Annotated in this window: 20 protein-coding genes, 3 pseudogenes and 1 riboswitch; of the genes and pseudogenes, 8 read left to right on the forward strand and 15 right to left on the reverse strand. The window is 60.6% G+C overall.

Going from position 1 to position 22774, the window contains the following annotated elements:
- Nucleotides 1-3: 3 nt before the first annotated feature.
- Together mexE and HBH25_RS02000 are read right to left on the reverse strand one after the other, a co-directional pair.
- Nucleotides 4-1239: a multidrug efflux RND transporter periplasmic adaptor subunit MexE gene (gene mexE, locus HBH25_RS01995; protein ID WP_168080968.1), complete on the reverse strand. Its 1236-nt coding sequence runs from the start codon at nucleotides 1237-1239 to the stop codon at nucleotides 4-6.
- Nucleotides 1240-1452: 213 nt separating this feature from the next.
- Nucleotides 1453-2343 carry a LysR substrate-binding domain-containing protein gene (locus HBH25_RS02000; protein ID WP_168080970.1) on the reverse strand — a complete coding sequence of 297 codons (891 nt, stop codon included), beginning with the start codon at nucleotides 2341-2343 and terminating at the stop codon, nucleotides 1453-1455.
- A 93-nt stretch (nucleotides 2344-2436) separates the two neighbouring features.
- Here HBH25_RS02000 and HBH25_RS02005 point away from each other — a divergent pair, with 93 nt between their 5' ends.
- From HBH25_RS02005 to HBH25_RS02025, 5 genes are all read left to right on the forward strand, one after another.
- The gene (locus HBH25_RS02005) at nucleotides 2437-2886 is read left to right on the forward strand and encodes a PACE efflux transporter (RefSeq protein ID WP_168080972.1); all 450 of its coding nucleotides are present in this window, start codon (nucleotides 2437-2439) and stop codon (nucleotides 2884-2886) included.
- A gap of 18 nt (nucleotides 2887-2904) precedes the next feature.
- Nucleotides 2905-3118: riboswitch (cobalamin riboswitch) on the forward strand.
- A 91-nt stretch (nucleotides 3119-3209) separates the two neighbouring features.
- Nucleotides 3210-4274, forward strand: a complete 1065-nt coding sequence (gene cobW / locus HBH25_RS02010; protein ID WP_168080974.1) for a cobalamin biosynthesis protein CobW — start codon at nucleotides 3210-3212, stop codon at nucleotides 4272-4274.
- A 4-nt stretch (nucleotides 4275-4278) separates the two neighbouring features.
- The gene (gene cobN / locus HBH25_RS02015) at nucleotides 4279-8055 is read left to right on the forward strand and encodes a cobaltochelatase subunit CobN (RefSeq protein ID WP_168080976.1); all 3777 of its coding nucleotides are present in this window, start codon (nucleotides 4279-4281) and stop codon (nucleotides 8053-8055) included.
- A 1-nt stretch (nucleotide 8056) separates the two neighbouring features.
- Nucleotides 8057-9067 carry a magnesium chelatase ATPase subunit I gene (locus tag HBH25_RS02020; RefSeq protein ID WP_168080978.1) on the forward strand — a complete coding sequence of 337 codons (1011 nt, stop codon included), beginning with the start codon at nucleotides 8057-8059 and terminating at the stop codon, nucleotides 9065-9067.
- Nucleotides 9068-9156: 89 nt separating this feature from the next.
- A complete protein-coding gene (locus tag HBH25_RS02025; RefSeq protein WP_168081443.1) occupies nucleotides 9157-9699 on the forward strand; it encodes a VWA domain-containing protein in 543 nt (180 codons plus the stop codon).
- A 6-nt stretch (nucleotides 9700-9705) separates the two neighbouring features.
- On the opposite strand, the gene HBH25_RS02030 is transcribed toward HBH25_RS02025, so the two are convergent.
- From HBH25_RS02030 to HBH25_RS02040, 3 genes are all read right to left on the reverse strand, one after another.
- Nucleotides 9706-10395 (reverse strand): DUF421 domain-containing protein, encoded by a 690-nt coding sequence (locus tag HBH25_RS02030; protein WP_168080980.1) that lies wholly within the window; start codon nucleotides 10393-10395, stop codon nucleotides 9706-9708.
- A gap of 34 nt (nucleotides 10396-10429) precedes the next feature.
- Nucleotides 10430-10708, reverse strand: coding sequence for a hypothetical protein (locus HBH25_RS02035; RefSeq protein WP_168080982.1), 279 nt, complete (start codon nucleotides 10706-10708; stop codon nucleotides 10430-10432).
- Between the two features lie 158 nt (nucleotides 10709-10866).
- On the reverse strand, nucleotides 10867-11406 hold the full coding sequence (locus HBH25_RS02040; protein ID WP_168080984.1) for an AAA family ATPase: 540 nt from the start codon (nucleotides 11404-11406) through the stop codon (nucleotides 10867-10869).
- Nucleotides 11407-11672: 266 nt separating this feature from the next.
- Between HBH25_RS02040 and HBH25_RS02045 the strand changes: the two genes are divergently transcribed.
- Both HBH25_RS02045 and HBH25_RS02050 read left to right on the forward strand, forming a co-directional pair.
- A complete protein-coding gene (locus tag HBH25_RS02045) occupies nucleotides 11673-12503 on the forward strand; it encodes an undecaprenyl-diphosphate phosphatase (protein ID WP_168080986.1) in 831 nt (276 codons plus the stop codon).
- 165 nt (nucleotides 12504-12668) lie between these two features.
- Entirely contained in the window at nucleotides 12669-13715 is a 1047-nt protein-coding gene (locus tag HBH25_RS02050; protein ID WP_168080988.1) for an alpha/beta hydrolase family protein, read from the forward strand.
- On the opposite strand, the gene HBH25_RS02055 is transcribed toward HBH25_RS02050, so the two are convergent.
- The 8 genes and pseudogenes from HBH25_RS02055 to ku all read right to left on the reverse strand — a co-directional run bounded on the left by HBH25_RS02055 (nucleotide 13712) and on the right by ku (nucleotide 19582).
- Nucleotides 13712-14905 (reverse strand): MFS transporter, encoded by a 1194-nt coding sequence (locus HBH25_RS02055; RefSeq protein ID WP_168080990.1) that lies wholly within the window; start codon nucleotides 14903-14905, stop codon nucleotides 13712-13714. The two genes, HBH25_RS02050 and HBH25_RS02055, sit on opposite strands and share 4 nt — an antisense overlap.
- A gap of 95 nt (nucleotides 14906-15000) precedes the next feature.
- Complete coding sequence (locus HBH25_RS02060; protein WP_168080992.1) at nucleotides 15001-16587, reverse strand: ABC-F family ATPase; 1587 nt, start codon at nucleotides 16585-16587, stop codon at nucleotides 15001-15003.
- Nucleotides 16584-16977 (reverse strand): annotated as a pseudogene (locus HBH25_RS23650) (site-specific integrase). The gene HBH25_RS02060 and the pseudogene HBH25_RS23650 overlap by 4 nt, the downstream one beginning before the upstream one ends.
- Before the next feature lie 35 nt (nucleotides 16978-17012).
- Nucleotides 17013-17340, reverse strand: a pseudogene (locus HBH25_RS02065) (helix-turn-helix domain-containing protein).
- A pseudogene (locus HBH25_RS23180) lies at nucleotides 17324-17473 on the reverse strand (type II toxin-antitoxin system RelE family toxin); the annotation flags it as partial. The pseudogenes HBH25_RS23180 and HBH25_RS02065, both read right to left, overlap by 17 nt.
- Before the next feature lie 303 nt (nucleotides 17474-17776).
- Nucleotides 17777-18142: a response regulator gene (locus tag HBH25_RS02070; RefSeq protein ID WP_168080994.1), complete on the reverse strand. Its 366-nt coding sequence runs from the start codon at nucleotides 18140-18142 to the stop codon at nucleotides 17777-17779.
- 172 nt (nucleotides 18143-18314) lie between these two features.
- On the reverse strand, nucleotides 18315-18581 hold the full coding sequence (locus HBH25_RS02075) for a hypothetical protein (RefSeq protein WP_168080996.1): 267 nt from the start codon (nucleotides 18579-18581) through the stop codon (nucleotides 18315-18317).
- A gap of 119 nt (nucleotides 18582-18700) precedes the next feature.
- Nucleotides 18701-19582: a non-homologous end joining protein Ku gene (ku, locus tag HBH25_RS02080; protein ID WP_168080998.1), complete on the reverse strand. Its 882-nt coding sequence runs from the start codon at nucleotides 19580-19582 to the stop codon at nucleotides 18701-18703.
- A 338-nt stretch (nucleotides 19583-19920) separates the two neighbouring features.
- Between ku and HBH25_RS02085 the strand changes: the two genes are divergently transcribed.
- Nucleotides 19921-20193, forward strand: coding sequence for a DUF1652 domain-containing protein (locus tag HBH25_RS02085; protein ID WP_168081000.1), 273 nt, complete (start codon nucleotides 19921-19923; stop codon nucleotides 20191-20193).
- A 49-nt stretch (nucleotides 20194-20242) separates the two neighbouring features.
- Here the strand turns inward: HBH25_RS02085 and HBH25_RS02090 are convergent, their stop codons facing one another.
- On the reverse strand, nucleotides 20243-20518 hold the full coding sequence (locus HBH25_RS02090; RefSeq protein WP_168081445.1) for a peptidylprolyl isomerase: 276 nt from the start codon (nucleotides 20516-20518) through the stop codon (nucleotides 20243-20245).
- A gap of 75 nt (nucleotides 20519-20593) precedes the next feature.
- Complete coding sequence (locus HBH25_RS02095) at nucleotides 20594-22744, reverse strand: hybrid sensor histidine kinase/response regulator (RefSeq protein WP_168081002.1); 2151 nt, start codon at nucleotides 22742-22744, stop codon at nucleotides 20594-20596.
- Nucleotides 22745-22774: the final 30 nt, after the last annotated feature.

Raw genomic sequence — 22774 nt, forward strand, 5'->3', positions numbered from 1 at the left:
CCTTTAGCCGCGAGAGGTGGCAGTGGTGGCCACGTTCTGCTGATGAGGCGGGGTGGGCGGGTTGCTGGCCTCCAGCGCCTGGCGCTGGCTGGCCAGGGCAGCCAGGGTCTGGTCACTGGCCATGGGCACGGTTTGTGGGTCTACGGTGGAGCCGGGGCGAACCCGTTGCAGGCCGTTCACCACAATCCGGTCACCCTTGGCCAGGCCGCTGCGCACGATACGCAGGCCTTCAAGCTTGGGCCCCAGGTCTACCGTGCGGTAGGTCGCCTTGTTGTCCTTGTCCATCACAAGCACAAACTTCTTGCCCAGGTCCGTGCCTACGGCTTCGTCCTTGATCAGCACGGCTTCGTACACACCGCTGCCCACCAGCTTGAGGCGAGCATACAGGCCAGGGGTGTAGTCGCCGTTCCGGTTATCGAACACTGCACGGCCACGAATGGTGCCGGTTTGCGGGTTGACCTGGTTGTCCAGGAAGTTGAGCTGGCCCAGGTGCGTGTCGCCGTCTTCATTGGACAGGCCCATGTACACCGGCGCTGCGTCATTCACGCGGCCTTCGCGGGTCAGTTGGCTGTATTTGAGAAACGCACGCTCGTCGGCGTCGAAGTAGGCATACACCTTGTCCGTGGACACCAGGCTGGTGAGCAGGCTGCTGTCCGCCGTTACCAGGTTGCCGGCAGTGATCTCGGCACGGCCCACACGGCCGCTGATGGGCGCAACCACACGGGTGAAGCTTAGGTTCAGGCGGGCCAGCTCAAGCTGGGCCTGAATGGCTGCAACACCTGCACGGGCAGCCAGTGCGGCACTTTTGCGACCATCGGCCAGTTCGGCTGAAATGGCATTGGCGCTGCGCAGGCGTTCGCCACGGCTGGCTTCGCTCTCGCTGTTGGCAGCGTTGGCGCGGGCCTGTTGCAACTGAGCCTCGAGGCGGTTCACTTCCGCCTGGAACGGGCGGGGATCGATCTGATACAGCAGGTCACCTTTCTTGACCAGCGCGCCTTCGTTAAAGGCTACGCGATCAATCTGGCCGGACACGCGTGGGCGCACTTGAACGGTTTCAGGTGCTTCCAGGCGCCCTGTGAACTCGTCCCACTCGTTCACAGGCTGGTCCAGCACTTCAGCCACGCTCACCTTGGGGGCCTGAGGCGCCTGTGCGGTCTCTGGCGCCTTGCTGCAGGCGGCAAGCACCGCAAGCGCCAGTACAGCAAGAGGGTAGTGCAAAGGTTTGAATGACTGTTCCACAGGAGGCCCGCCCAGTTTGTTTATCAGGAATGGGGCGGATCATGGCGGGGCGCAGGACTATCGACGAATCGAATGGTTCGAAGATAACTATCAGTCACAATGATTCAGATTGTGAAAGGGAGTCTTTCCGAGTCACGAACAATAGGTACAACGCTGAACCCTGTTGTAGGCCCAGCCCAAGCCTGGGAACAAAGCGCCCATGGTTTGCTGTGATTACGCCGGGAACCCCTTCGCAACATCCAGCGCCCATTCCATAAACATCCTTACCGCTGGCAGTCGCTCCCGGCCAGGCAGGCAGCTTAGCCGATAGGTCGCCGCAGGCAGGCGCAGGTGTGGCAGGTAAGGTTGCAGCAACCCTTTATTCACACTGTCTGCTACCAGTACATCACTGGCCAGCACCAGCCCATGGCCAGAGATGGCGGCCAGCAGCCCATGCTGCTCATCGGCATAGGAGCGGCGCCCAGGGCGAGACAGCCAATGCGGGTGTTGGGCGAGGGCGCACCATTGAGGCCAGTCCGGGGTACCAGGCACGCTACTGGCCCAAGGCATTTCAATCAGCACCGGCGCCTGGGCCACGGAGGGGGACCAGCCGTGGGGGGTATACACGGCAAAATGTTCCTCCAATAACGTGACTTGGTGCAGGTCCGGCTCTGGGCGAAAGGTGGCCCGTATCGCCAGGTGTACTGACGCATCCCGCGCCAGGTCGGTCAGGGCATCCGACGTTTCGACCCGCACATTCAAGTGCGGGCAACGGGCGTAGAAGTCGCCCAGTCGCGGAATCAGCCACAAGCTGGCGAACGCTGGGGTGGTCGTAATAACCAGTGTATTGGCCGCTTCGTCTGGCAAGAGTGGTTGCACAGCAGCGTGTAACCCGACGAATGCCTGGTGCAGCCCGGCCTGAAGGCGCCGGCCGGTTTCGCTTAGCCGTACGCCTTGGCCGGTGCGTTCGAACAGCAGCGTGCCCAGCCATTGCTCCAGGGACTTGACCTGATGGGAAATAGCCGCCGGTGTGACGCTCAGCTCATCGGCCGCAGCGGCAAAGCTGCCTAGGCGAGCGGCGGATTCAAAAGCGCGCAGGGCAGTGAGAGGAAGCTGAGCAAACACTGGTTAGCCTCGTTAAGGGTGGTTTAAATCTACTGGCTTGCACGCACCGCCTCAACCCACGAAGCTCAATGCCCTGTTCAAGGAGCTTTTGTCATGCAAGGCATACCCCGCAAGATCGTTCAGGCCGTGTTGTACGAAGCCGGCGCGCTGGTGTTCGTGGCGCCTGCGCTGTCCGTTTTGTTCGGGCAAGGCATAGGGCACTCTACGGTGCTATCGGTGGCGCTCAGCGCCGTAGCCTTGGCCTGGAACATGGTGTTCAACCACCTGTTCGAAGCGCTTGAGCGGCGCCGTGGCTGGCGCGAACGTACGCCCCTGAGGCGGCTGTTGCATGCCGTGGGCTTCGAGGGCGGCCTTGTGGTGATGCTCACACCCATCATGGCGTACGGGCTGGGTGTCACGCTGGCCGTCGCTTTTCTCGCTGACTTGGGCTTGTTCGCGTTCTTCTTCGTGTATGCCTATGGCTTTCAGTGGGTGTTCGACAAGCTCTTTGGGCTGCCAGTGCAGCCAGCCTCTGGGTGTACGGCGCACGCCACCCTTGATTGACCTTGCGCCCGGCACTGCGTAGGCTTGCCCGTTCGAGGTGCTTTACTGGGAATGATTTCTCGGGCAAAGCTAAGATGGGAACGCGGTAACAAGCCGCGGCTGCCCCCGCAACTGTGAACGGAAAAGCTTGGCCGATGCCACTGCGCGCTGCGCGGGAAGGCGCCAGGCCGCTACAGTGCCTTTGGCCTGTGGCGCCGTGAGCCAGGAGACCTGCCTCGTACCGATTTTTCCATTCAACCGGGCGGGGTGATCCGGTGCGAACCTGCTCGCAGGCCTTGCCTGCAGTGCTTTCGCGCCTGTCCGCCGTCGTGTCAGGGGCACCCATGAAAACGCTCAGCAAACTTCCCGTTACCATCGTTACCGGCTTTCTGGGCTCGGGCAAAACCACCTTGCTCCGCCACATGCTCGACAACGCCGAAGGCCGTCGCATTGCCGTGATCGTCAACGAATTCGGCGAGCTGGGTATCGATGGCGACCTGCTCAAGCAATGCAGCATCGGGTGTACCGAAGAAGAGGCCGTAGGGCGCGTGTTCGAACTGGCCAATGGCTGCCTGTGTTGCACGGTACAGGAAGAGTTCTTCCCCGTGATGCGCGAGCTGGTACAGCGCCGGGGCACCTTGGACCACATCCTGATCGAAACCAGCGGTTTGGCGCTACCAAAGCCGTTGGTGCAAGCGTTTCAGTGGCCAGAAATCCGCAACGCCTGCACCGTAGACGCGGTGATCACCGTGGTGGATGCGCCCGCGGTGCTGGCTGGCACCTTTGCGGCGTTCCCGGATGCGGTCGATGCCCAGCGTAAGCAAGACCCTAACCTGGACCACGAATCTCCGTTGCATGAGCTGTTCGAAGACCAGCTGGCAAGCGCTGACCTGGTGATCCTGAACAAGGTGGACCTGATCGACGCCGCGGGCCTGGAGCGCGTACGTGCCGAGGTAAGCGAAGAACTGCCTGCCGCCGTGAAAGTGGTAGAGGCCAGCGCCGGCCAGTTGCCGATTGCAGTGCTGCTGGGCTTGGGGGCCGAGTCCGAAGCCCATATCGACAGCCGGCTGACCCACCACGACACGCACCATGATGGCGAGGAAGCCGACCATGACCACGACGCCTTCGACTCCATCTGGGTTGAGCTACCCGAAGCACCAGAAGCGGTACTGATGGCGGCCCTGGGAGACGTCGTGCAGCGCCATGACGTGCTGCGGGTCAAGGGCTTTGCGGCTATCCCGGCCAAACCCATGCGTTTGCTGGTGCAGGGCGTAGGGAGCCGCTTCGACCGCCACTTCGACCGCCCTTGGGCTGCAGGGGAAGCGCGCGTAAGCCGTTTGGTGCTCATTGGCCAGAACCTGGATGGCGACCTGTTGCGCGCTCAATTGAACACCGCGTTGCAAGGCTGACCCCATGCACCTGCTGCGCACCCAACCCGGTGGCTTCGTTCCCGATGACAGCATTGCCGACCTGGGCCAGAGCCCAGCGGATGTGGTGATCCTGTGTAGCGGCGATTCCCATTTGGCGCTGCTGGCCGAAGCCGCCAGGCATTTGCCGGCAGACTACCCCAGCTTGCGCCTGGCCAACCCTATGCAGGTACAGAACCACGCCTCTGTGGACCTGTACGTGGACAACGTACTGCGCCATGCCAAGCTCATCGTGCTGTCGTTGCACGGTGGCGCCAGTTATTGGCGCTACGGCGTGGAGCAGTTGTTGCAGCTGGGCGAGCAGGGCGTGCAACTGGTGATGGTGCCGGGCGATGACCGGCCAGACCCCGAGCTGAGTGCGCTGAGCACGGTGCCTGCCGAGGTGGCCAACACCCTCTGGCAGTACCTGCGCCAGGGCGCCATGGGCAATGCCCATTCGCTGTATGGCTACCTGGCCGCCATGCTGTTTCCGGGCGTGCTTGAGCGGCCAATGCCCTGGCAGCCACCGGCAGCCTTGCCCCGTGTCAGCCTGTACCAGCCAGGGGTGGCCACGGCTACCCTTGAGCAGTGGCAAGCCAGGTGGGCCGCTGGAGCGCCCGTAGTGCCCCTGGTGTTCTACCGCTCACACCTGCAGGCGGCCAATACTGGGTTCATCGACACCTTCTGTACGGTGCTGGCCGATGTCGGCCTGAACCCCATGCCGGTGGCGGTAGCCAGCCTCAAGGACCCAGAGTGCCTGGCGCAGTTACAGGCCTGGATGGACGAGGTCGAGGCGGCGCTGGTCATCAACACCACGGGGTTCGCGCTGGCCAGCCCGGACGCACCCAAGCAACGCCCACTGCGACGCGACATCCCCGTGATCCAGGCCATCTGTGCCCAGGACAACCAGCCGATGTGGGAAGACAGTGCCCAAGGCCTGGGTGCGCGGGACCTGGCCATGCATGTGGCCCTGCCGGAGCTGGACGGGCGAATCATCAGCCGCCCAATCAGCTTCAAGGACCTGGCCTGGCACAGCGAGCGTAGCCAGAGCGATGTGGTGTGTTACCGCGCGCATCCCGAGCGCATGGCCTTTGTGGCCCAATTGGCGGCCCGTTGGGTGGCCCTGGCCCGTACGCCCGCAGCCCACAAGCGGGTGGCGTTGATCCTGGCCAACTATCCTACCCGCGACGGCCGCATCGGCAATGGGGTGGGGCTGGACACACCCGCCGCCGCCTTGAACATTCTGCAAGCCCTGCAGGCACAGGGTTACCCGGTCAGCGGACTGCCTGACACCGGTACAGCCCTTATTCATGCGTTGCTGGGAGGCGTCACCAACGACCTCGATCAGAACGACCAACGCCCATGTGGGCAGAGCCTGAGCCTGGAGGCCTATACCGCCGCCTTCCAGGCCTTGCCGGTCAGCTGCCAGGACGCGGTGATTACTCGCTGGGGCCACCCCCAGGCGGACCCCATGTTCCGCAGCGGCCGCTTGATGGTGGCGGGCTTGCGCTTTGGTAACACCTTTGTAGGTATTCAGCCGGCCCGTGGGTATCAGCTCGATGCCAGCGCGGTGTACCACGACCCGGACCTCGTGCCGCCCCATGGCTACCTGGCCTTCTATTTCTGGTTGCGCCAAGCCTACGGGGCCCATGCCGTGATCCACGTGGGCAAGCACGGCAACCTGGAATGGCTGCCTGGGAAAGGCGTTGGCCTGTCCGACAGTTGCTGGCCAGACGCTTTACTAGGGCCGCTGCCCAATATCTACCCTTTTATCGTCAATGATCCGGGCGAGGGGGCCCAGGCCAAGCGCCGTACGCAAGCCGTCATTATCGATCACCTGATGCCGCCTCTGACCCGGGCCGAAAGCTATGGCCCGCTGCGGGACCTGGAGCGGCTGGCAGACGAGTATTACGAAGCACAGTTGCTCGACCCTCGTCGTGCCGTGGAGCTGCAGGGCGAGATCCTGGCGCTGGTGCGTGAAACCCGGCTCGACCACGAATTGGGGCTGGCGGAAAGCGCCCTGAAGGATGCCGACGCGTGGCTGCCTAGGTTGGACACCTACCTGTGCGACCTCAAGGAGTCGCAGATCCGAGACGGCTTGCATGTGTTCGGGGAGTCGCCTGCCGGGCGCCTGCGTACTGACACCCTGAGCGCCTTGCTACGCGTGCCGCGGGGCACGGGGAAGGGCGCTGAGGCCAGCTTGCCCAGGGCATTGGCTGCCGCGCTTAACCTTGGGTTCGACCCTCTGGACTGTGCCTTTGGCGATCCGTGGCAGGGGCCACGCCCCGCTATGCTGGCCGATGTGGACAGCAGCCCTTGGCGAACGCTTGGAGATACCCGGGAGCGGCTGGAGCTGTTGGCCACCCAAGTGATCGAGCAAGCCCTGGCCGGTCACTGGGCCTGCCCGCCAGAGCCGGCCTGGGAGACCACGGCGGCTGTTCTCCAGGGCCTGGTTGCCCAGGTAGCCCCTACGCTGGACGCCTGTGGCCCGGCAGAAATTGCCACGTTGCTTGCCGCCCTCCAAGGCCGTTTCGTGCCGCCAGGCCCTAGTGGTGCGCCTAGCCGTGGCCGCCTGGATGTACTGCCCACAGGCCGCAATTTCTACAGCGTGGACGTACGCAACCTGCCCACCCCCACGGCGTGGCGCCTGGGGTTTGCCTCCGCCAACCTGGTGTTGGAACGCCATCTTCAGGACGAAGGGGACCATTTGCGCAACCTGGGGTTATCGGTCTGGGGCACGGCCACCATGCGTACCGGGGGTGATGACATTGCCCAGGCCATGGCCTTGCTGGGTGTGCGGCCGGTATGGGCTACCGGCAGCCAGCGCGTGGACGACTTCGAGATTCTGCCGCTGAGCCTGCTGGATCGCCCGCGAGTCGACGTGACCTTGCGGGTGTCGGGCTTTTTCCGCGATGCCTTCGGCAACCTTATCAAACTGTTCGATGCTGCGGTCCAGGCCGTGGCCGGGCTGGACGAGCCTGAAGACATGAACCCCCTGGCCGCCCGTGTACGGCGTGAAGCCGCGCAGCTGATCGCTACAGGCACCGGTGCCGAAGAGGCTCGCCGCCAGGCGGGCTGGCGGGTGTTCGGTGCCAAGCCAGGCGCCTACGGGGCGGGCGTGCAAGGGGTGATCGAATCACAGCAATGGGCTGAGCGAAGCGACCTCGCCGACGCCTACCTTAACCATTCCGGGTATGCCTATGGCGGTGCCGACGAGGGCACGGCAGCGCGACCGGCGCTGGCACTGCGCCTGAGTACGGTGCAGGCCGTGCTGCACAACCAGGACAACACCGAGCACGACCTGCTCGATTCCAACGACTACTACCAGTTTCAGGGCGGCATGCTGGCTGCGGTCCAGCAGCAAAGCGGACAGGAAGCAGCCAGTTACCACGGCGATCATAGCCAAGCCGATGTGCCGCGCATCCGCACCCTCAAGGAAGCGCTTAATCGCGTGATCCGGTCTCGAGCAGCCAACCCCAAATGGATCGAAGGGGTGAAACGCCACGGCTATAAAGGGGCGTTCGAAATGGCCGCCACCCTGGACAATATGTTTGGCTTCGATGCGGCCACAGGCTTGATCGATGACCACCAATACGCGTTGCTGGCCGACGCCTACCTGTTGGATGCACACACACGTGCGTTTCTACAGGCACACAACCCTGATGCCTTGCGAGACATGACCGAACGCCTGCTGGAGGCGCAACAGCGTGGCCTCTGGCAACAGCCGGGCGCCTACCGTGAGGCTTTGGAAGACCTGCTGTTGGACAGTGAAGAAGAGGGCTGACATGGCGTTTCATTATCCGCTGGCGGCCGTGGTAGGGGCTGAGCGGCTCAAGCTGGCCCTGTACCTGGCGGCCATCGACCCCAAGATTGGTGGTGTATTGATCGAGGGACCACGTGGCATGGCCAAGAGCACCTTGGCCCGTGGGCTGGCCGACCTGCTGGACGGCGCGCCCTTTGTGACCCTGCCGCTGGGCGCCAGTGAAGACCGGGTGGCCGGCACGCTGGACCTGGACGCAGCGCTGGGCCAGGGCCAGGTGCGATTCTCGCCTGGGGTGCTGGCGAAGGCGGATGGCGGTGTGCTGTATGTGGACGAAGTGAACCTGCTACCGGATGGCCTTGTAGACTTGCTGCTGGACGTGGCCGCCAGCGGGGTGAACCGCGTGGAGCGTGACGGCATCTCCCACGAACACGCTGCCCGGTTCGTGCTCATCGGCACCATGAACCCTGAGGAAGGCGAGCTTCGGCCGCAGATGCTAGACCGTTTCGGCCTGAACGTAGCCCTGGACCATCGCCCGGAACCGGCAGACCGCCAAGCCATTATTCTGCGCCGGCTGGCCTATGACAGCGACCCTGCAGCCTTCTGCGCCCAATGGCAGGCAGAGCAAACCGGCCTTGCGCAGCGCTGCCAGGCGGCCCGTGCCCGGTTGAATCAGGTGCCCCTGGACAGTGACGCTTTGCAGACCATTAGCGAGGCCTGCCACCAGGCCGGCGTCGATGGGCTGCGGGCAGACCTTGTATGGCTGCGCGCCGCCCGTGCACACGCTGCCTGGCGCGGTGGCGACCATATCGCTGCCGCGGATATCGACGCAGTGGCAGAGTTTGCGTTGCGTCATCGTCGGCAGGTGCCCGCACCGCCTTCACCGCCACCGCCGTCACAAGGCGGGCAGGGCCCTGCACCTGAAAAGCCGCCTGAGCAGGCGCAAGGGCAAAGCGGGGATTGGGGGCAACTACCCGCCCAGCCGGTGAGCACCGGCCCGCGCACAGGCTTGCCGGGGTGGCCAAAAAAGTCCTGAGCCCTCACTCCGGCCGAGCGGGGGCCAAGCGCACACAGGCCGTAAGTACCTCAGGTGGGCGTACGGGTGGCCAGCACCCGTCCCAGCGCATTGCGTGGGTGCCTACCTTTGCCAAGGGCCGGCCCAGGGCACGTGCGGACCTGCGCTGGCAAAGCGGCCGGGCGCCGGTGCCACCGTTATGGCTGGTAGTGGTGGATACGTCCGCCTCTACCCGCCGCAATGGTGCATTGGCACGTGCCAAGGGGTTTTTGCAGGCCTTGTTTGACCAAGCCTACCGGCAACGCGCCCGGCTGGCGCTGCTCACCGCCAGCGGTGCAGGTGCCCGCTGGGAGCGGCATGCTGTGAAAGCCTCTGCCGCGCTTCATCCCTGGCTTGATCAGCTAGGCGCGGGCGGGGGCACCCCTTTGCACCAGGCGCTGGGGGAGGCACGCACCTGGCTAACGCGCCAGCAGGGTCACAGCGCGCGCTGCGTGGTGATCACCGATGGCAGGGTCAAACGCTTGGAAGGGATCGATAGCCTGGGGTGCGATACCTTGCTGGTAGACATCGAGCTAGGCGCGGTGCGCGTGGGTAAAGGCAAGCAGTTGGCGCAGGCCCTGGGCGCCGACTACGTGCATATTGACACCTTATAGCGGGGTTCAGGCTCTGGGCCGTGTCAGGGCAGGGCTCCACAGCCGGTGCGTGCACCGCGGGCAGGCGAGCCGCTGGTGACCGGCCAGTTGCTCTACGGCCCCGCAGTGCTCACAGGCATACAGGCCACCGGCGGTGGGCTGCTCGGTAGGCGTGCAGAACGCGCGCGGGAGAATCGACAAGCCTGGGCGCACCTCGTCGCGCTCGTAGAAATACAGGCTTACGTCACCATTGACCTCCAGGAACGCCAGCCGAATCTGCCCCAGATGTTCCGCACCGTGCAGTCGCAGCTCCATCAGGAATTCATCGTGGGTTACGTTCGCCTTGTCCAAGGTTTCCCGTTCGAAGGCACCGTCTTTGATGATCAGAATCGCCTTGCCTTCCAGCCATTCGCCAAACCGCCGGTTGCGCTCGATCGCGAACGTTGTAAGGCGGTACAGCAGCGTCATGACCAGGAAAACGGTGAGAACCGGCAGCACCGGTACATCGTCGTAGAAGGTGACATCCCCTGCAGCTGACCCTAGCGTGAGGATGACGACCAATTCGAACAGTGACAGCTGCCTGACACCGCGCCGCCCGGCAATTTTGAGGAATACGAACACTACGGCATACGCCAGCAGTGTTCGCCCCGCGACTTCCCATAGGAACGCCAGTGTCTGCTTGTCCAGCAATACCCGTTGCCAGTCGATCGAGTTCATAGGGCGGTTCCCACACCGCCCATGGCCGCCCGGCTCAGCGTGGTGACCCTGGCATGGTCCAAGGCTGGAGGCTGTACCCGTGGCGGGACAGCCCTGCACGAACTTCCTCCAGCGCAGTGGCCAATCGGCAAGGGTCGGAATAAGCGCTGGCAGGCAATTGCGCGCGGCAAAGGTTATGGCTGGTGTGGTCGTCCACTACAGTCAGGCTAAGGGCACCGTCACCGTCTTGTTGTGTCCAGGCCACACAGTGGAAAGGTTCGAAAGCATGGCCGGCGATCAGAAGGGCTTCGTTGACACGCAGCATTGCGTCCATGGGGTAGGGGCTCTCTTGTAGGGCATGCCAGGGTGGCAGGGCCGCCGTAGTCACAGGGGCGGCAGTTGAAATACTGATGCCCGTACGCGGCCTACAAGTCACAACTGTGGTAACAATTTTTTGCAATAGTGCGCAATGGAGGTGTGCCGTGGCCTGGCTTAAGGCCTGCCAGCCGTTGGCAGGGCCAATTGCGACACAGCGGCCTTAGCCTTGGCCAGGCGTGTAGGCCAGTCACCTTCGATCACTGTGTAAGGTTGATGGTGACTGTCGAGCCAATCAAGGCACTGGTTGAAAAAGCGTAAGCGATCTGCCAGCGCGGGTTGGCAGCGCTGGCCATCGGCTACCCAGTCGATGCCTGTGGGCGAGAGCAACAGGTGGAGGTCGTAGTGCCGAGCCAGCAATGCTGGCTCCAACCAGTGAGGGCTCTCACCAAACAGCACTTGGCTCCATAACTGGTTGCTCAACAGGTGGGTGTCTAGCCAAAGCCATTCAGGCGCCGCTGCCCTGGCGGCATCTTCGCGGGCCAGTTGGCGGGCCGCAATTACCGGTACATCTGCCAAGGTGGTATCACGTGGATGGGCATCTACGAATTCGCGCACATACTCATGGCACAGCACACCGCCGTAGGTGAGTTGAAGGTAAGCGGCCAACGTGCTTTTACCTACCGATTCCGGCCCGGTCAGTACCACTGTTTTCATTTAAGCCCTGTTCAGGTTCGAGCAGCGTTTAACAGGATGACGTTAAAGGTGTAAAGCGTTTATCGGAAAAATGCCGTACGGCCAAGGTTGAACGTGCGCGCAAAGAAGCGGCGCTGGCGTTGCCGTCAAGGTTCAGTCAGAATCGCCGCGCGAAGGCGATGTTGCAAGGAAATTGTTGAAAAAACTCAGGAACTTGCTTCGTTTGACTACTGGATTCCAGGCTGAGCGTGCAGCCTTCTGGAACGACATTTTTCGGAGGAATGTGGATGGATATGTGGACGGCCGCTTCGGCCATGGTGTTGGGTATTGTCGAAGGGTTGACTGAGTTCTTGCCCATTTCCAGTACTGGGCACCAGATCATCGTAGCGGACCTGCTGGAGTTCAACGGCGAGCGCGCCATGGCGTTCAATATCATCATTCAACTGGGCGCGATTCTGGCCGTCGTCTGGGCATTTCACGCCAAAATACGTGCTGTCGTCATCGGGCTGCCCACGCAACCTAAAGCGCGGCGGTTTACCTCTAATCTGTTCATTGCCTTCCTGCCTGCAGTGGTACTGGGCGTGCTGTTTTCGGATTTCATACACCATTACCTCTTCAACCCAATCACTGTGGCTGTGGCCTTGATTGCAGGGGGGCTGGTGATGTTGTGGGCTGAGCACCGTGACCACCCCGTGCGCATCCATAATGTAGATGACATGTCGTGGGTTGATGCATTGAAAATTGGCTGTGCACAGTGCCTTGCCATGATTCCCGGCACGTCCCGTTCAGGTTCTACCATCATCGGGGGTCTGCTTTTCGGCCTGTCCCGTACAGCAGCGACGGAATTTTCGTTCTTTCTGGCAATGCCAACCATGGTAGGCGCGGCGGTGTACTCAGGTTATAAATACCGGCACCTGTTTCAGCCTGCTGATCTGCCCCTGTTCGCACTGGGGTTTGCAGTGTCGTTCCTGTTCGCCATGATCGCCGTGCAAGGGTTGCTCAAATTCATTGCCAGCCATAGCTACGCAGTATTTGCGTGGTACCGAATCGCCTTCGGCGTGATCATCCTCCTCACATGGCAATTCCACTGGGTCGACTGGGCCACCGCTCAGGGATAACGGCTGAACTTGGGTTCAACTTACGTAGTCGGTAATAACATAAGGTATCGCGTAGGTTTGGACGTACCGCCGCTTGGCGCAACATGTGCTTGTACACCCACACGATTGGCAAGATGGAAGGGGTAGCGTTCAGAGCGCCCCCCTGGAAGGAGCGAGGGCCTTAATATGGGGCGTTTGTGGGTCGTTTTGGGGCTGGTCATGCTATTCAGCCTGCCCTCGATGCACGTGCAAGCGGGACCACGGGCTCACTATGGCGTGGGCGTGCACCGGCTCACCTTCCTTGACCCGCTCGACGGCAATCCCATGCATGCCTATGCATTCTACCCAGCCGCCGCAGATGGGGTGCACAGCGCTCGGCTCGATGGTTTCCAGGTAAGTGCTTCTGAAGATGTTGCTGTAGCCATTGGTCGGTTCCCTTTGCTCATGTTGTCCCATGGCAATACGGGCACCCCTCTTGCCCTGCACGATGTCATCACCTCAATCGCCGCGAAAGGCTTTGTCGTGGTTGCCGTGTTGCACCCAGGTGACAATTACCTTGACCAAAGCCGCTTGGGTACCCTGAGCAATCTCTACGGCCGCCCGTTGCAGGTGTCGGCTGCGATCTCCGCCGCATTAGACGAACCCATGCTCTCGCCGTTTGTAAACGCTAAGCAAGTAGGGGTAATTGGTTACTCTGCAGGCGGAGAGACAGCGCTGATTCTATCGGGCGCCCGCCCGGAGCTGTCGCGCCTTAAGTTGTACTGCATCGAACGGCCCTATGACAAGGACGCCTGCAAGGGCCACGGGGAGCTGGTGGCGGATCGCAAAGACCTCAGCGCACAGGCAGACCCTAGGGTCCATGCGTTGTTGCTGATGGCCCCTTTGAGCCTCATGTTTGGCCGCCAGTCGCTGGCAACCGTCCATGTGCCCACCTTGATTTATGCGGGCGACAACGATCAGCTGGTTGCCGTGGACAAGAACGCCGAAGCGCTCGCTCGCAAGCTGCCCACCAAAGCGCGCTACCACCCCTTGGCGGGTGCCGGCCATTTTGTGTTCATGGCCCCTTGCACGGCCGAGCAAGAGCGGGAAATTCCCGCCTTGTGCAAGGATGCGCAAGGGGTGGACAGAGCGGGTATCCACCGAAGCTTGATCGACGAAGCAGGACGGTTTTTCACTCAGGCGCTCGGGCAGCCAAGCCGTGCAGGGTTGCAAACGGCCGACCAGCAGGATTAATGGCGTTCGCTGGCCTTTGACAGCCAACCTACCAGTGCCAAACCCATGATGGCCAACCCTGCTGCGCACAGAAAGATCGAGGCATACCCCGTGCTTGCAGCCAGTGCACCCATCACAGGGCCTGCAATCGCCAATGCGATGTCAAAGAACACAGCAAAGGCACCTAGGCCAGCGCCGCGACTACCAGGGGGTACCTGAGCGATGGCCAGCACACCCAAGGCTGGATAAACCAGCGAAAGACCAAAGCCTGCCAGGCTCGCACCGATCAAGGCGAATATGGGCGAGGGCGCCAGCCACAGAAATACAAAGCCTATCAGCTCTACCCCCAGGCAAGCCGAAGCCACTGCAAAACCTCCGTAATGGTTGATGGCGTTGATGAACAGCAGCCGCGCCAGCACGAAGCACGCCCCGAACGCGGTGAGGCAAAACGCGGCGCCTTGCCACCCTTGTTCCAGGTAGTAGAGCGTGATGAAGGTGGTGAGGGTGCCATAGCCAATGGACGCTAGGCACAGCCCTACGCCATAAGGGGCCACACGCCCAAAAGCCGACCAGAACGGCAAGCGCTCCCCCCGTGTAACCGGCACCGACGCCCGTTTTCGCAGCATGAACAGGGCTATACCCGACAGCATCAACAGCGCAATACCTAAAGTATGGAAGCCCAGGTCGCTAGTCATGACTACACCCAACGGTGCGCCGACTGCGATAGCCCCATAGGAGGCGATACCGTTCCATGAAATGACTTTGGCGGTATGTTCAGGCCCCACCTGGCTGATGCCCCAGCTGCTGGTACCCACCCCGATCAACCCCTGACCTGTACCGAGCAAAAGCCTCGCCACCACCAGCACACCAAGGCTGACATCGGCCCAACCGTGAAACAGTGTGGCAATCAACGTCAGTGCTCCGCTACCCGCCATCGCATACAAGCCATAGGTGATGGTGCGTTTGGTGCCCAGGTTGTCTGCCAGCCGGCCAGCCAGGGGGCGCACCAGCAATGTGGCCAGGTATTGGGCGCCTATAACCACACCTGCGATGACTGCACTGAAGCCCAGAACGTCATGCACATAGCCAGGCAAAACCGCGATGGGTAAGCCGATGCAGAAAAAGGCGACAAAGGTGTAGAAAACAATGGAGAGGATCTGCGCAGTAATACCGGCAGATGAGGGGGGAAGGGTGCCGGAAGGGGACGTCATAGTGCGCTCACAAGCTGAAGGGGCGTACCTATGATCGCCAGCGGGCGAGAAAATTGAAAGTTGCCTGACCCTTTTCTCGCCCAAGCGCTTATGGGTTACACCACGCCTTGGCTGCGCAGGTACTCATCGTAAGTGCCGCTGAAGTCCACAATGCCGGTGGGCGTGATTTCGATGATACGTGTGGCCAGAGAGGACACGAACTCACGGTCATGGCTGACGAACAGTAGTGTGCCAGGGTAGTTTTCCAGCGCCAGGTTCAGTGCCTCGATGGATTCCATATCCAAGTGGTTGGTAGGCTCGTCCATCACCAGCACGTTTGGCTTTTGCAGAATCAGCTTGCCAAACAGCATACGGCCTTGCTCACCACCGGAAATCACTTTCACGGACTTGGTGATCTCGTCACTGGAAAACAGCATCCGGCCCAACGTGCCGCGTACAAGCTGCTCGCCGCCCTGGGTCCACTGGCCCATCCAGTCGAACAGGGTGTCGTCACGTTCGAAGTCCGAGGCATGGTCCTGGGCGTAGTAGCCTAGTTCAGCCGCGTCCGTCCATTTGATGCTGCCTTTGTCCGGCTGCAATTCACCCATCAACATGCGCAGCAAGGTGGTTTTTCCTGCACCGTTGGGGCCGATGATTGCCACGCGCTCACCGGCTTCGATCTGGAAGCCAAGGCGTTCGAACAGCGGCTTGCCATCGAAGCCTTTGGCCAGGTTGTCGAGAGTGACAGCCTGGCGGTGCAGCTTCTTGTTTTGTTCGAAGCGGATGAACGGGCTCACACGGCTAGAGGGCTTGACCTCAGCCAGCTGGATCTTGTCGATCTGCTTGGCGCGCGATGTGGCTTGCTTGGCCTTGGAGGCGTTGGCCGAGAAGCGGCTGACAAAGGTCTGCAGTTCGGCGATCTGAGCTTTTTTCTTAGCGTTGTCCGACAGCAACTGCTCGCGCGACTGCGTGGCCGCCGTCATGTATTCATCATAGTTGCCTGGGAACAGCCGCAGCTCGCCATAGTCCAGGTCTGCCATATGGGTGCAGACGCTGTTGAGGAAGTGACGGTCGTGGGAAATGATGATCATGGTGCTGTTACGCGCCGTTAGAATCGTTTCCAGCCAGCGGATTGTGTTGATATCCAGGTGGTTGGTGGGTTCGTCCAGCAGCAGTACGTCTGGGTCCGAGAACAAGGCCTGAGCCAAGAGCACTCGCAGCTTCCAACCCGGGGACACTTCGCTCATGGGGCCAAAATGCTGCTCCAGAGGAATGCCAAGGCCCAGCAGCAGCTCACCCGCACGCGATTCAGCCGTGTAGCCGTCCATTTCAGCGAATTCGGTTTCCAGTTCAGCCACCGCCATGCCGTCGTCTTCGGTCATTTCCGGAAGCGAGTAAATGCGATCACGCTCAGCCTTGACCTTCCACAACTGTTCATGGCCCATGATGACGGTATCGATTACCGAAAAGGTTTCATAGGCGAACTGATCCTGGCGCAGTTTGCCCAAGCGTACGTTGGGCTCGAGCATGACCTGCCCGCCGCTGGGTTCCAGGTCACCACCCAGGATTTTCATAAAGGTGGACTTGCCGCAACCATTGGCTCCGATCAGGCCATAGCGGTTGCCGTTGTTGAATTTGACCGAGACGTTCTCGAACAGCGGCTTTGGGCCGAACTGCATCGTGATGTTGGCGGTGGAGATCAAGTGCTTATCCTGCGTGGGTTTGAGCGGTGGTAATTGCAGCTATCCAGCTTCTTGGGCCAATTTTGGGCCAATGTCGATTCGTGCCGGTAGCTTGTGAAGCTCGCGCCAATCCGACGCGGAGCTGATCCATTTGGCATAGGTGGAGAGCAACATCTCTACGCTGTGGCCTAGCTGGTTTGCGATGAAGGCGGGGTTCATGCTCGCCATCAAGCACAGGGTCGCGTAGGTGTGCCGGGTGTCGTACTGTCGCCTGGGGCGAATGCCCAAGGCCTTCAGTGCGTCCTTGATGTGCTTGATTGTAACACTCGGCGCCTTGATCCACAGCCCGCCCTTGACGGGAGGAAATACAAAAGGGCTGACCGCAAACCCTAAACGAAAGTGTCCTGGGATAGCGACCTATAATCCCGACAACTAAAGCCTGGGTTTCACTGAATATCTAGAAGAGACTCTGCAATACCCAGCGCCGCTGCGATTTTCACCCGAGTAGCCTTAAGCGGTTTTGCAGCCTGCTCCTCTTGGGCATACGCGGGTTGGGATGCCGATTCGAGCAGCAACCTCGGCCTGCGACAGGCCCAGGTGCTTGCGCCAAGCGGCAATAGGCGTTAGATCTTCTTTCACCATGTACCCGACTACTTCATTGGGTACTAGGTCCTCGATCGGGTGATCCTTGACGTACTGGGCGTAGGGGATGACCACAAAGGCGGGGGCGCCATCAGGGCCATTAATGATTTGCACGTTAGTAGGTATGCTCATCGCGTTTGCTCACCTCTTCGATATTGACGATTTTTACCGAGCCTTCCCAATCGAATAGCACGCGGTACCTACCTATGCGCAGCCGGTACCCGAATTGATGTTGAGTGAGGGCTTTGACATTCAGAACATATGGCTCAAGGCCTGGGCCCTCTGGCGTTTTGTCAGGCGCAGGCCTCCCGACATTGCCATCAGCCACATCAAACATGTGCAAGAGAAGGTTGCGCTAGCAGGTAACGAGAAGTGCTACTCAGTACGTGCTTGAAGGAGGTGCTAAATAAGGCATCGTCCGCTTGTGTGAAGACGCAGTGGCATAGGTAGGGCAGGCAGCGCATGGGCGCCGACTGGCGGCTCAGACGCAAGGTGCTCAGCCTTCGGGCATTGGTATGAGCCTAGGCACAACAAAGGCCGGCAGCCCCGGCCCAGCGATTTGCAAAACTCAGCGCTGTTTACGCCGTTGAATGCTCAGGATGCTAGAGCGGAGAAGGTCAGTAAGTTCACCGATTTGCCAAGGCTTTTGCAAAAAGCGGATGTTGCCTTCGCTTTCGCCGGCAGAACCCGTGGTAAGGATGACAGGAATATCGGGCCACTTCTTGCAGACCAGCTTGGCAAATTCCCAGCCATCAAGTTCACCTGGCATGACGTAGTCGGTCACCACAATAGCAACGTCTTCGGGGTTGGCACGCATGTGACGCATTGCTTCATCAGCGCTTTCGAAGCTGACAACGGCCAGTTCAAGCTGCTCTACCACCTCTTCGGCAATCCACCTGAGCAGCTCATCGTCTTCGGCGATCAATACCTTCATGCGGGCTGGTTCTGCTGACAAGGGCCCTTCAGTCACTGCATTGAACTCCACGATGGCAATTTGTCCTTAGCTGTTCACCTGCAAGCCTATGACCGCCGAGCGCTTAAGGGTTCCGCACCAGGCTGGATTTTTAACACTGTGTGTCCGCGATACCTAGCGCTTGAGGCGCCGATCACTTCGCCGTGTCAGTGCTTGAACTGATGTGGGGCACGGTTACCGCCAGCCGCCCTTGGGCCAGATCCTCGGCGTGCTTGCCCAATCGGGTTTCTCCCTCCTTGAAAACACCGATCATGCGCAACAGTGCCTGGGCATCGCTCTTGTGGGTGCTCTGCTCAAGCCGTTGTGCGATGTTGGCAAGCTCTACAATGGACCATTTCAGATCGGAGGCGATACCTGAAAGGTCACGCCTGAGCTGTTCGTTGGTACTGCCAATGTTCATGTGCTGCTACGCCTCCATTGCGTGAATAACGGGACCCCTGGCTGCCTCTAGCTTCAATGGCATCATCCTCAAGGCACCCGCCTGTGGCAAGCTTGCGCGACAACCGGATGCACCCGCTTTCAAGACGCCTTGCGAGACTTGCGAGGTGTTCTGGATTTGGCAGGCTTCGAAGCGGCTGGCTTTTCCTGCCCAGCCTTTGTCGCAGGCTTGCCAGTTTTACCACTCAGGCTGCGTTTGAGCAATTCGGTAAGGTCGATCACGTCCGCGCCTTCCTTATGCGTAGCTTCAACCGTTTCCACCGCCTCGATCTTGCCCTCTTTAGCCTTGCGCTCTACCAGTGCCATGATCTTGGCTTCAAACTGGTCTGTGTAATCCTCAGGCGTCCATTCACCGCTCATGTCTGCCACGAGGCGCTTGGCCATATCCAGTTCACCTTTCTTAAGCTCCACGTCAGTGGTTTCAGGGCCAAGTTCCAAAATGTCCAAGCCACGAACATCGGACGGCCATCGCAGTTTCACCAATACGAGCGCGTCTTCCAGGGGCATGAGCGCAGTCAGGTACTGCCGTGTATGCAACACCACCAGTGCGAGCGCGACTTTATCGGTCTGCCGCAAGGTTTCGCGCAGCAGGGCATACACTTTCTCCCCGCGCCGATCAGGGGCTAGGTAGTAAGGGGTGTCTATGTTGGGTAAGGGAATCTGATCCCTCTTTACGAACGAGATAATGTCAATGGTTTGGGTGGAAACCGGGTGCGCGGCTTTGATTTCGTCTTCGCTAAGTACCGCGTACTTGCCTTTTTCGTATTGAACACCTTTTACGATGTTCTCACGCTCCATCTCCTCACCCGTCACCTTGTTGATTCGCTTGTACCCCACAGGGTCCATGCTGCGTTTATCCAGCCAATCGAAATCGATTCCTGTAGAAGCGGTCGCCGAGACAAGCGCAACAGGGATGTGAACAAGGCCAAAGCTGACAGCGCCTTTCCAGATAGCACGCGGCATGGGCAAACCTGCTTATCAAGGTGTGAAGTCTTTAATCGACTCATGTATTTCGGATGAAGTTCAGCGCACTCGAACAGGGCCGATCGTGCAGGTTGCAAGCACGGCTGCGCGCTATTCATGCGTTCTGCACGGCAGCTTTTATAGGTTTTCTTAGAATCATGCGCTAACTGGTTGATTTTAAAGATCGGACAGATGGTCTGTATCTCGGCGCGAAAGCTGCTTGATGTGGTGAAGCTTTCAAGCGCCGAATCATGATGAATCGGTCACTCGTAGGTGTGGGCTCGTTTTGAACCCCGCGAGCGAATGTTTGGGGCAATACCTCGTTAGGGAGAGCCACGATGCTGTCTACACTAGAATTACGTAACATTATTGAAAGCAGCTTTTTGCCCCAGCGCTGCCAGTGCACTCAGAGTGCTGATCAAAAGCTCACCGTGCGCGTCTTTGGTGCAGGCGCCGACCGTTCCGATTTTACGGTTACGGGTATCAACCTACGTGAGTTGAACAGCAGCCGCGCTATTTCCAATTTGATTGCAGGCCTGCGCAGGGACCTGTCTTCCAGCCAGGTTTTACAGCCCGCCCAGCAGCGCCGCTACGCTGCCGCCAGCGCTTGACACTCCTTCTGTTTTTCAAAAACCCGCACGGCAATTGCCTGCGGGTTTTTTAGTCCCTGTAAAACACCTGCACCAAGTGATAGCCAAAGCGGCTTTTAACCGGCCCATGCACGACCCTCAGTGGTTTTTTGAAAATCACTTGATCGATCGCAGGTACCATTTGGCCTGGACGCACTTCGCCTAAGTCGCCGCCCCGCTTGCCGGACGGGCAGGTTGAATGCTTCCGTGCCAGTACATCGAAGGCTTCGCCCTTGGCCAAGCGCTGGCGCAAGGCCTCAGCTTCTTCTGCAGTACGAACGAGAATGTGGCGAGCCTGGGCTTTCATAGGGCAAAGAACACGATGGGGAGGGGCGAGCATGATACTCGCTTTATGAAGGCCGAACCTGCGGTCGGCCCCAGATCACTCCCCGATCATCAAACGTAACTTGCTGGCCAGGGTTTCCAACGTAAAGGGCTTGCCCAGGATGTCCATGCCTTCCTCCAGGTAGGCATCACGATCAGCCGCCTTATCGATATACCCCGTCATGAACAGTACCTTTAGGCCGGGCCGACGGCGTCGGGCGATCTCCGCAAGCTGCCGGCCATTGACGCCTGGGAGCCCTACATCGGTGACCAGCAGGTCAATACGCAAGGCTGAATCCAGCAGCGGTATGGCCACATCGGCGTCGGCGGCGGGATGGCCTCGGTAGCCTAATTCGTCCAGCACATTGAGAATCAGCATGCGCACAGCGGGATCGTCTTCAACCACCAGCACACTTTCACCTTCCTGGGCCAAAGGGGCCTGAGCTTCGGCTTCGGGTGCGACCGGTAGCGCTAGAGGTTCCAGGTAACGAGGCAGGTACAGGCACACTTCAGTACCCACGCCCGGCTCACTCTGCAAACTCACGTGCCCGCCGCTTTGCTGGGCAAACCCATAGATCATCGACAGGCCCAAGCCGGTCCCTTGCCCTGTTGGTTTAGTGGTAAAGAAGGGGTCAAAGGCCTTGGCGCGGGTGGAGGCGGACATCCCGCTGCCGGTGTCCCTCACGCACAACGTTACATACTGGCCTGGCCGCATAGCCTCCATGGGGAAGTTTTCCCGAGGTGCGTCGAATCCTCTGTTTTCGGTGGCAATGACCAGGCGCCCGCCGTCAGGCATGGCATCCCTTGCATTGATAACCAGGTTCAGCAAAGCACTTTCCAGCTGGTTCGGGTCGGTGTGCACGGCCCACGCCTGGGCATCGAGCGCCAGGCGCAGTTCGATGTGTTCTCCTGTGGTACGGGCCAGCAGGTCCTCCAGGGAATGTACCAACGCATTGAGGTCCACGTGCTGCCTGTCCAGTGACTGGCGGCGGGAAAACGCCAGTAAACGGTGGGTAAGGGCTGCAGCACGCTGGGCCGAAGACAGGGCTGCATCGGCAAAGCGGCCGATCTCGCTGCTTCGCCCCTTGGCAATGTAGCGGTTCATCAGGTCCAGGCTGCCCATGATGCCTGTGAGCATGTTATTGAAGTCGTGCGCGATGCCGCCGGTCAATTGCCCCACCGCCTCCATTTTCTGGGCATGGCGGAGCAATTCTTCTGCCCGCTCGCGTTCCTGTGCCTCGGCAAGCAGCCGACGGTTGGCGTCGGCCAGTGCTCGGGTACGCTCCGCCACGCGCTGTTCCAACGTTTCGTTGAGCTCGCGCAGCGCTTGCTCTGCCAGTTTGCGCTCGGTGATGTCTATGGAGGCGCCAATGAGTCGCTCAGGGCGGCCATGGTCATCGCGGAAGCAACGGCCCCGAGCGAACACCCAGCGCCAGTGCCCGCCTGGCTGGAGCAGGCGGTATTCCTCGGCGAACTCGCCTGTACCGTGTACACACACCTTTATCTGCCGGGCTACAAAAGTACGGTCTTCAGGGTGTACCGCCGTGAGGTAGTCGCCAATAGGGCGCTGGCCAGCCGGCGAAGGGTCTACGTTGTGCATGTTGGCGAAGTGGGCATCGGCGATGAAACGGTCTTCGCGGATGTACCAGTCCCAGGTGCCCACGGCATGGGTGGCATCCAGGGCCAGCCGCAAACGCTCCTCGGAAGCGCGTGTGGCACGCTGCTGCTCGGCCAGGCGCGCTTCCATCACTGGATCGGCCAAGGGTAGCTTGGGTGTAACCAGCAGGCTGCAGAGCGCGCCCACGATACTGCCGGCGTCATCCCGCAGAGGGGCGAGGTGCACGGTGGCCTGGGTGTTGACGCGCAGTGCAAGGCCTGAGGAGGCGCCCAGGTCGCTGACGAGTGCGGGTTCGCCTCGCTCAACGGCCTGGAATGCCACTCGCAGGCGCCCCATCAAGTTAGGGCAGCGCTCAAGCAGCGCCTGCCCCTGATTGCTTGGCGACAAGCCTAGTGCCTCCCAGAAGGAGGCATTGGCAAGCGCATTGAACTGGTTGCCGCACAGCACGGCCGTGGGCACCGGGGCGGCCAGGGCAATGTCTATCGCCATACGCAACGCAGGCGGCCACACCGCCGGTGCCCTGGCGGCATTGTCGGCGCTGCCGTCACTGGCTCCGCTGGCAAGCGCTGCGGCTAAAGGGTTAACTGTCATCGGCCTACCTTTACGTACCATTGGATTTGC

Origin of the sequence: Pseudomonas quercus (assembly GCF_012033695.1) — a bacterium.
Taxonomy (GTDB): Bacteria; Pseudomonadota; Gammaproteobacteria; order Pseudomonadales; family Pseudomonadaceae; genus Aquipseudomonas; species Aquipseudomonas quercus.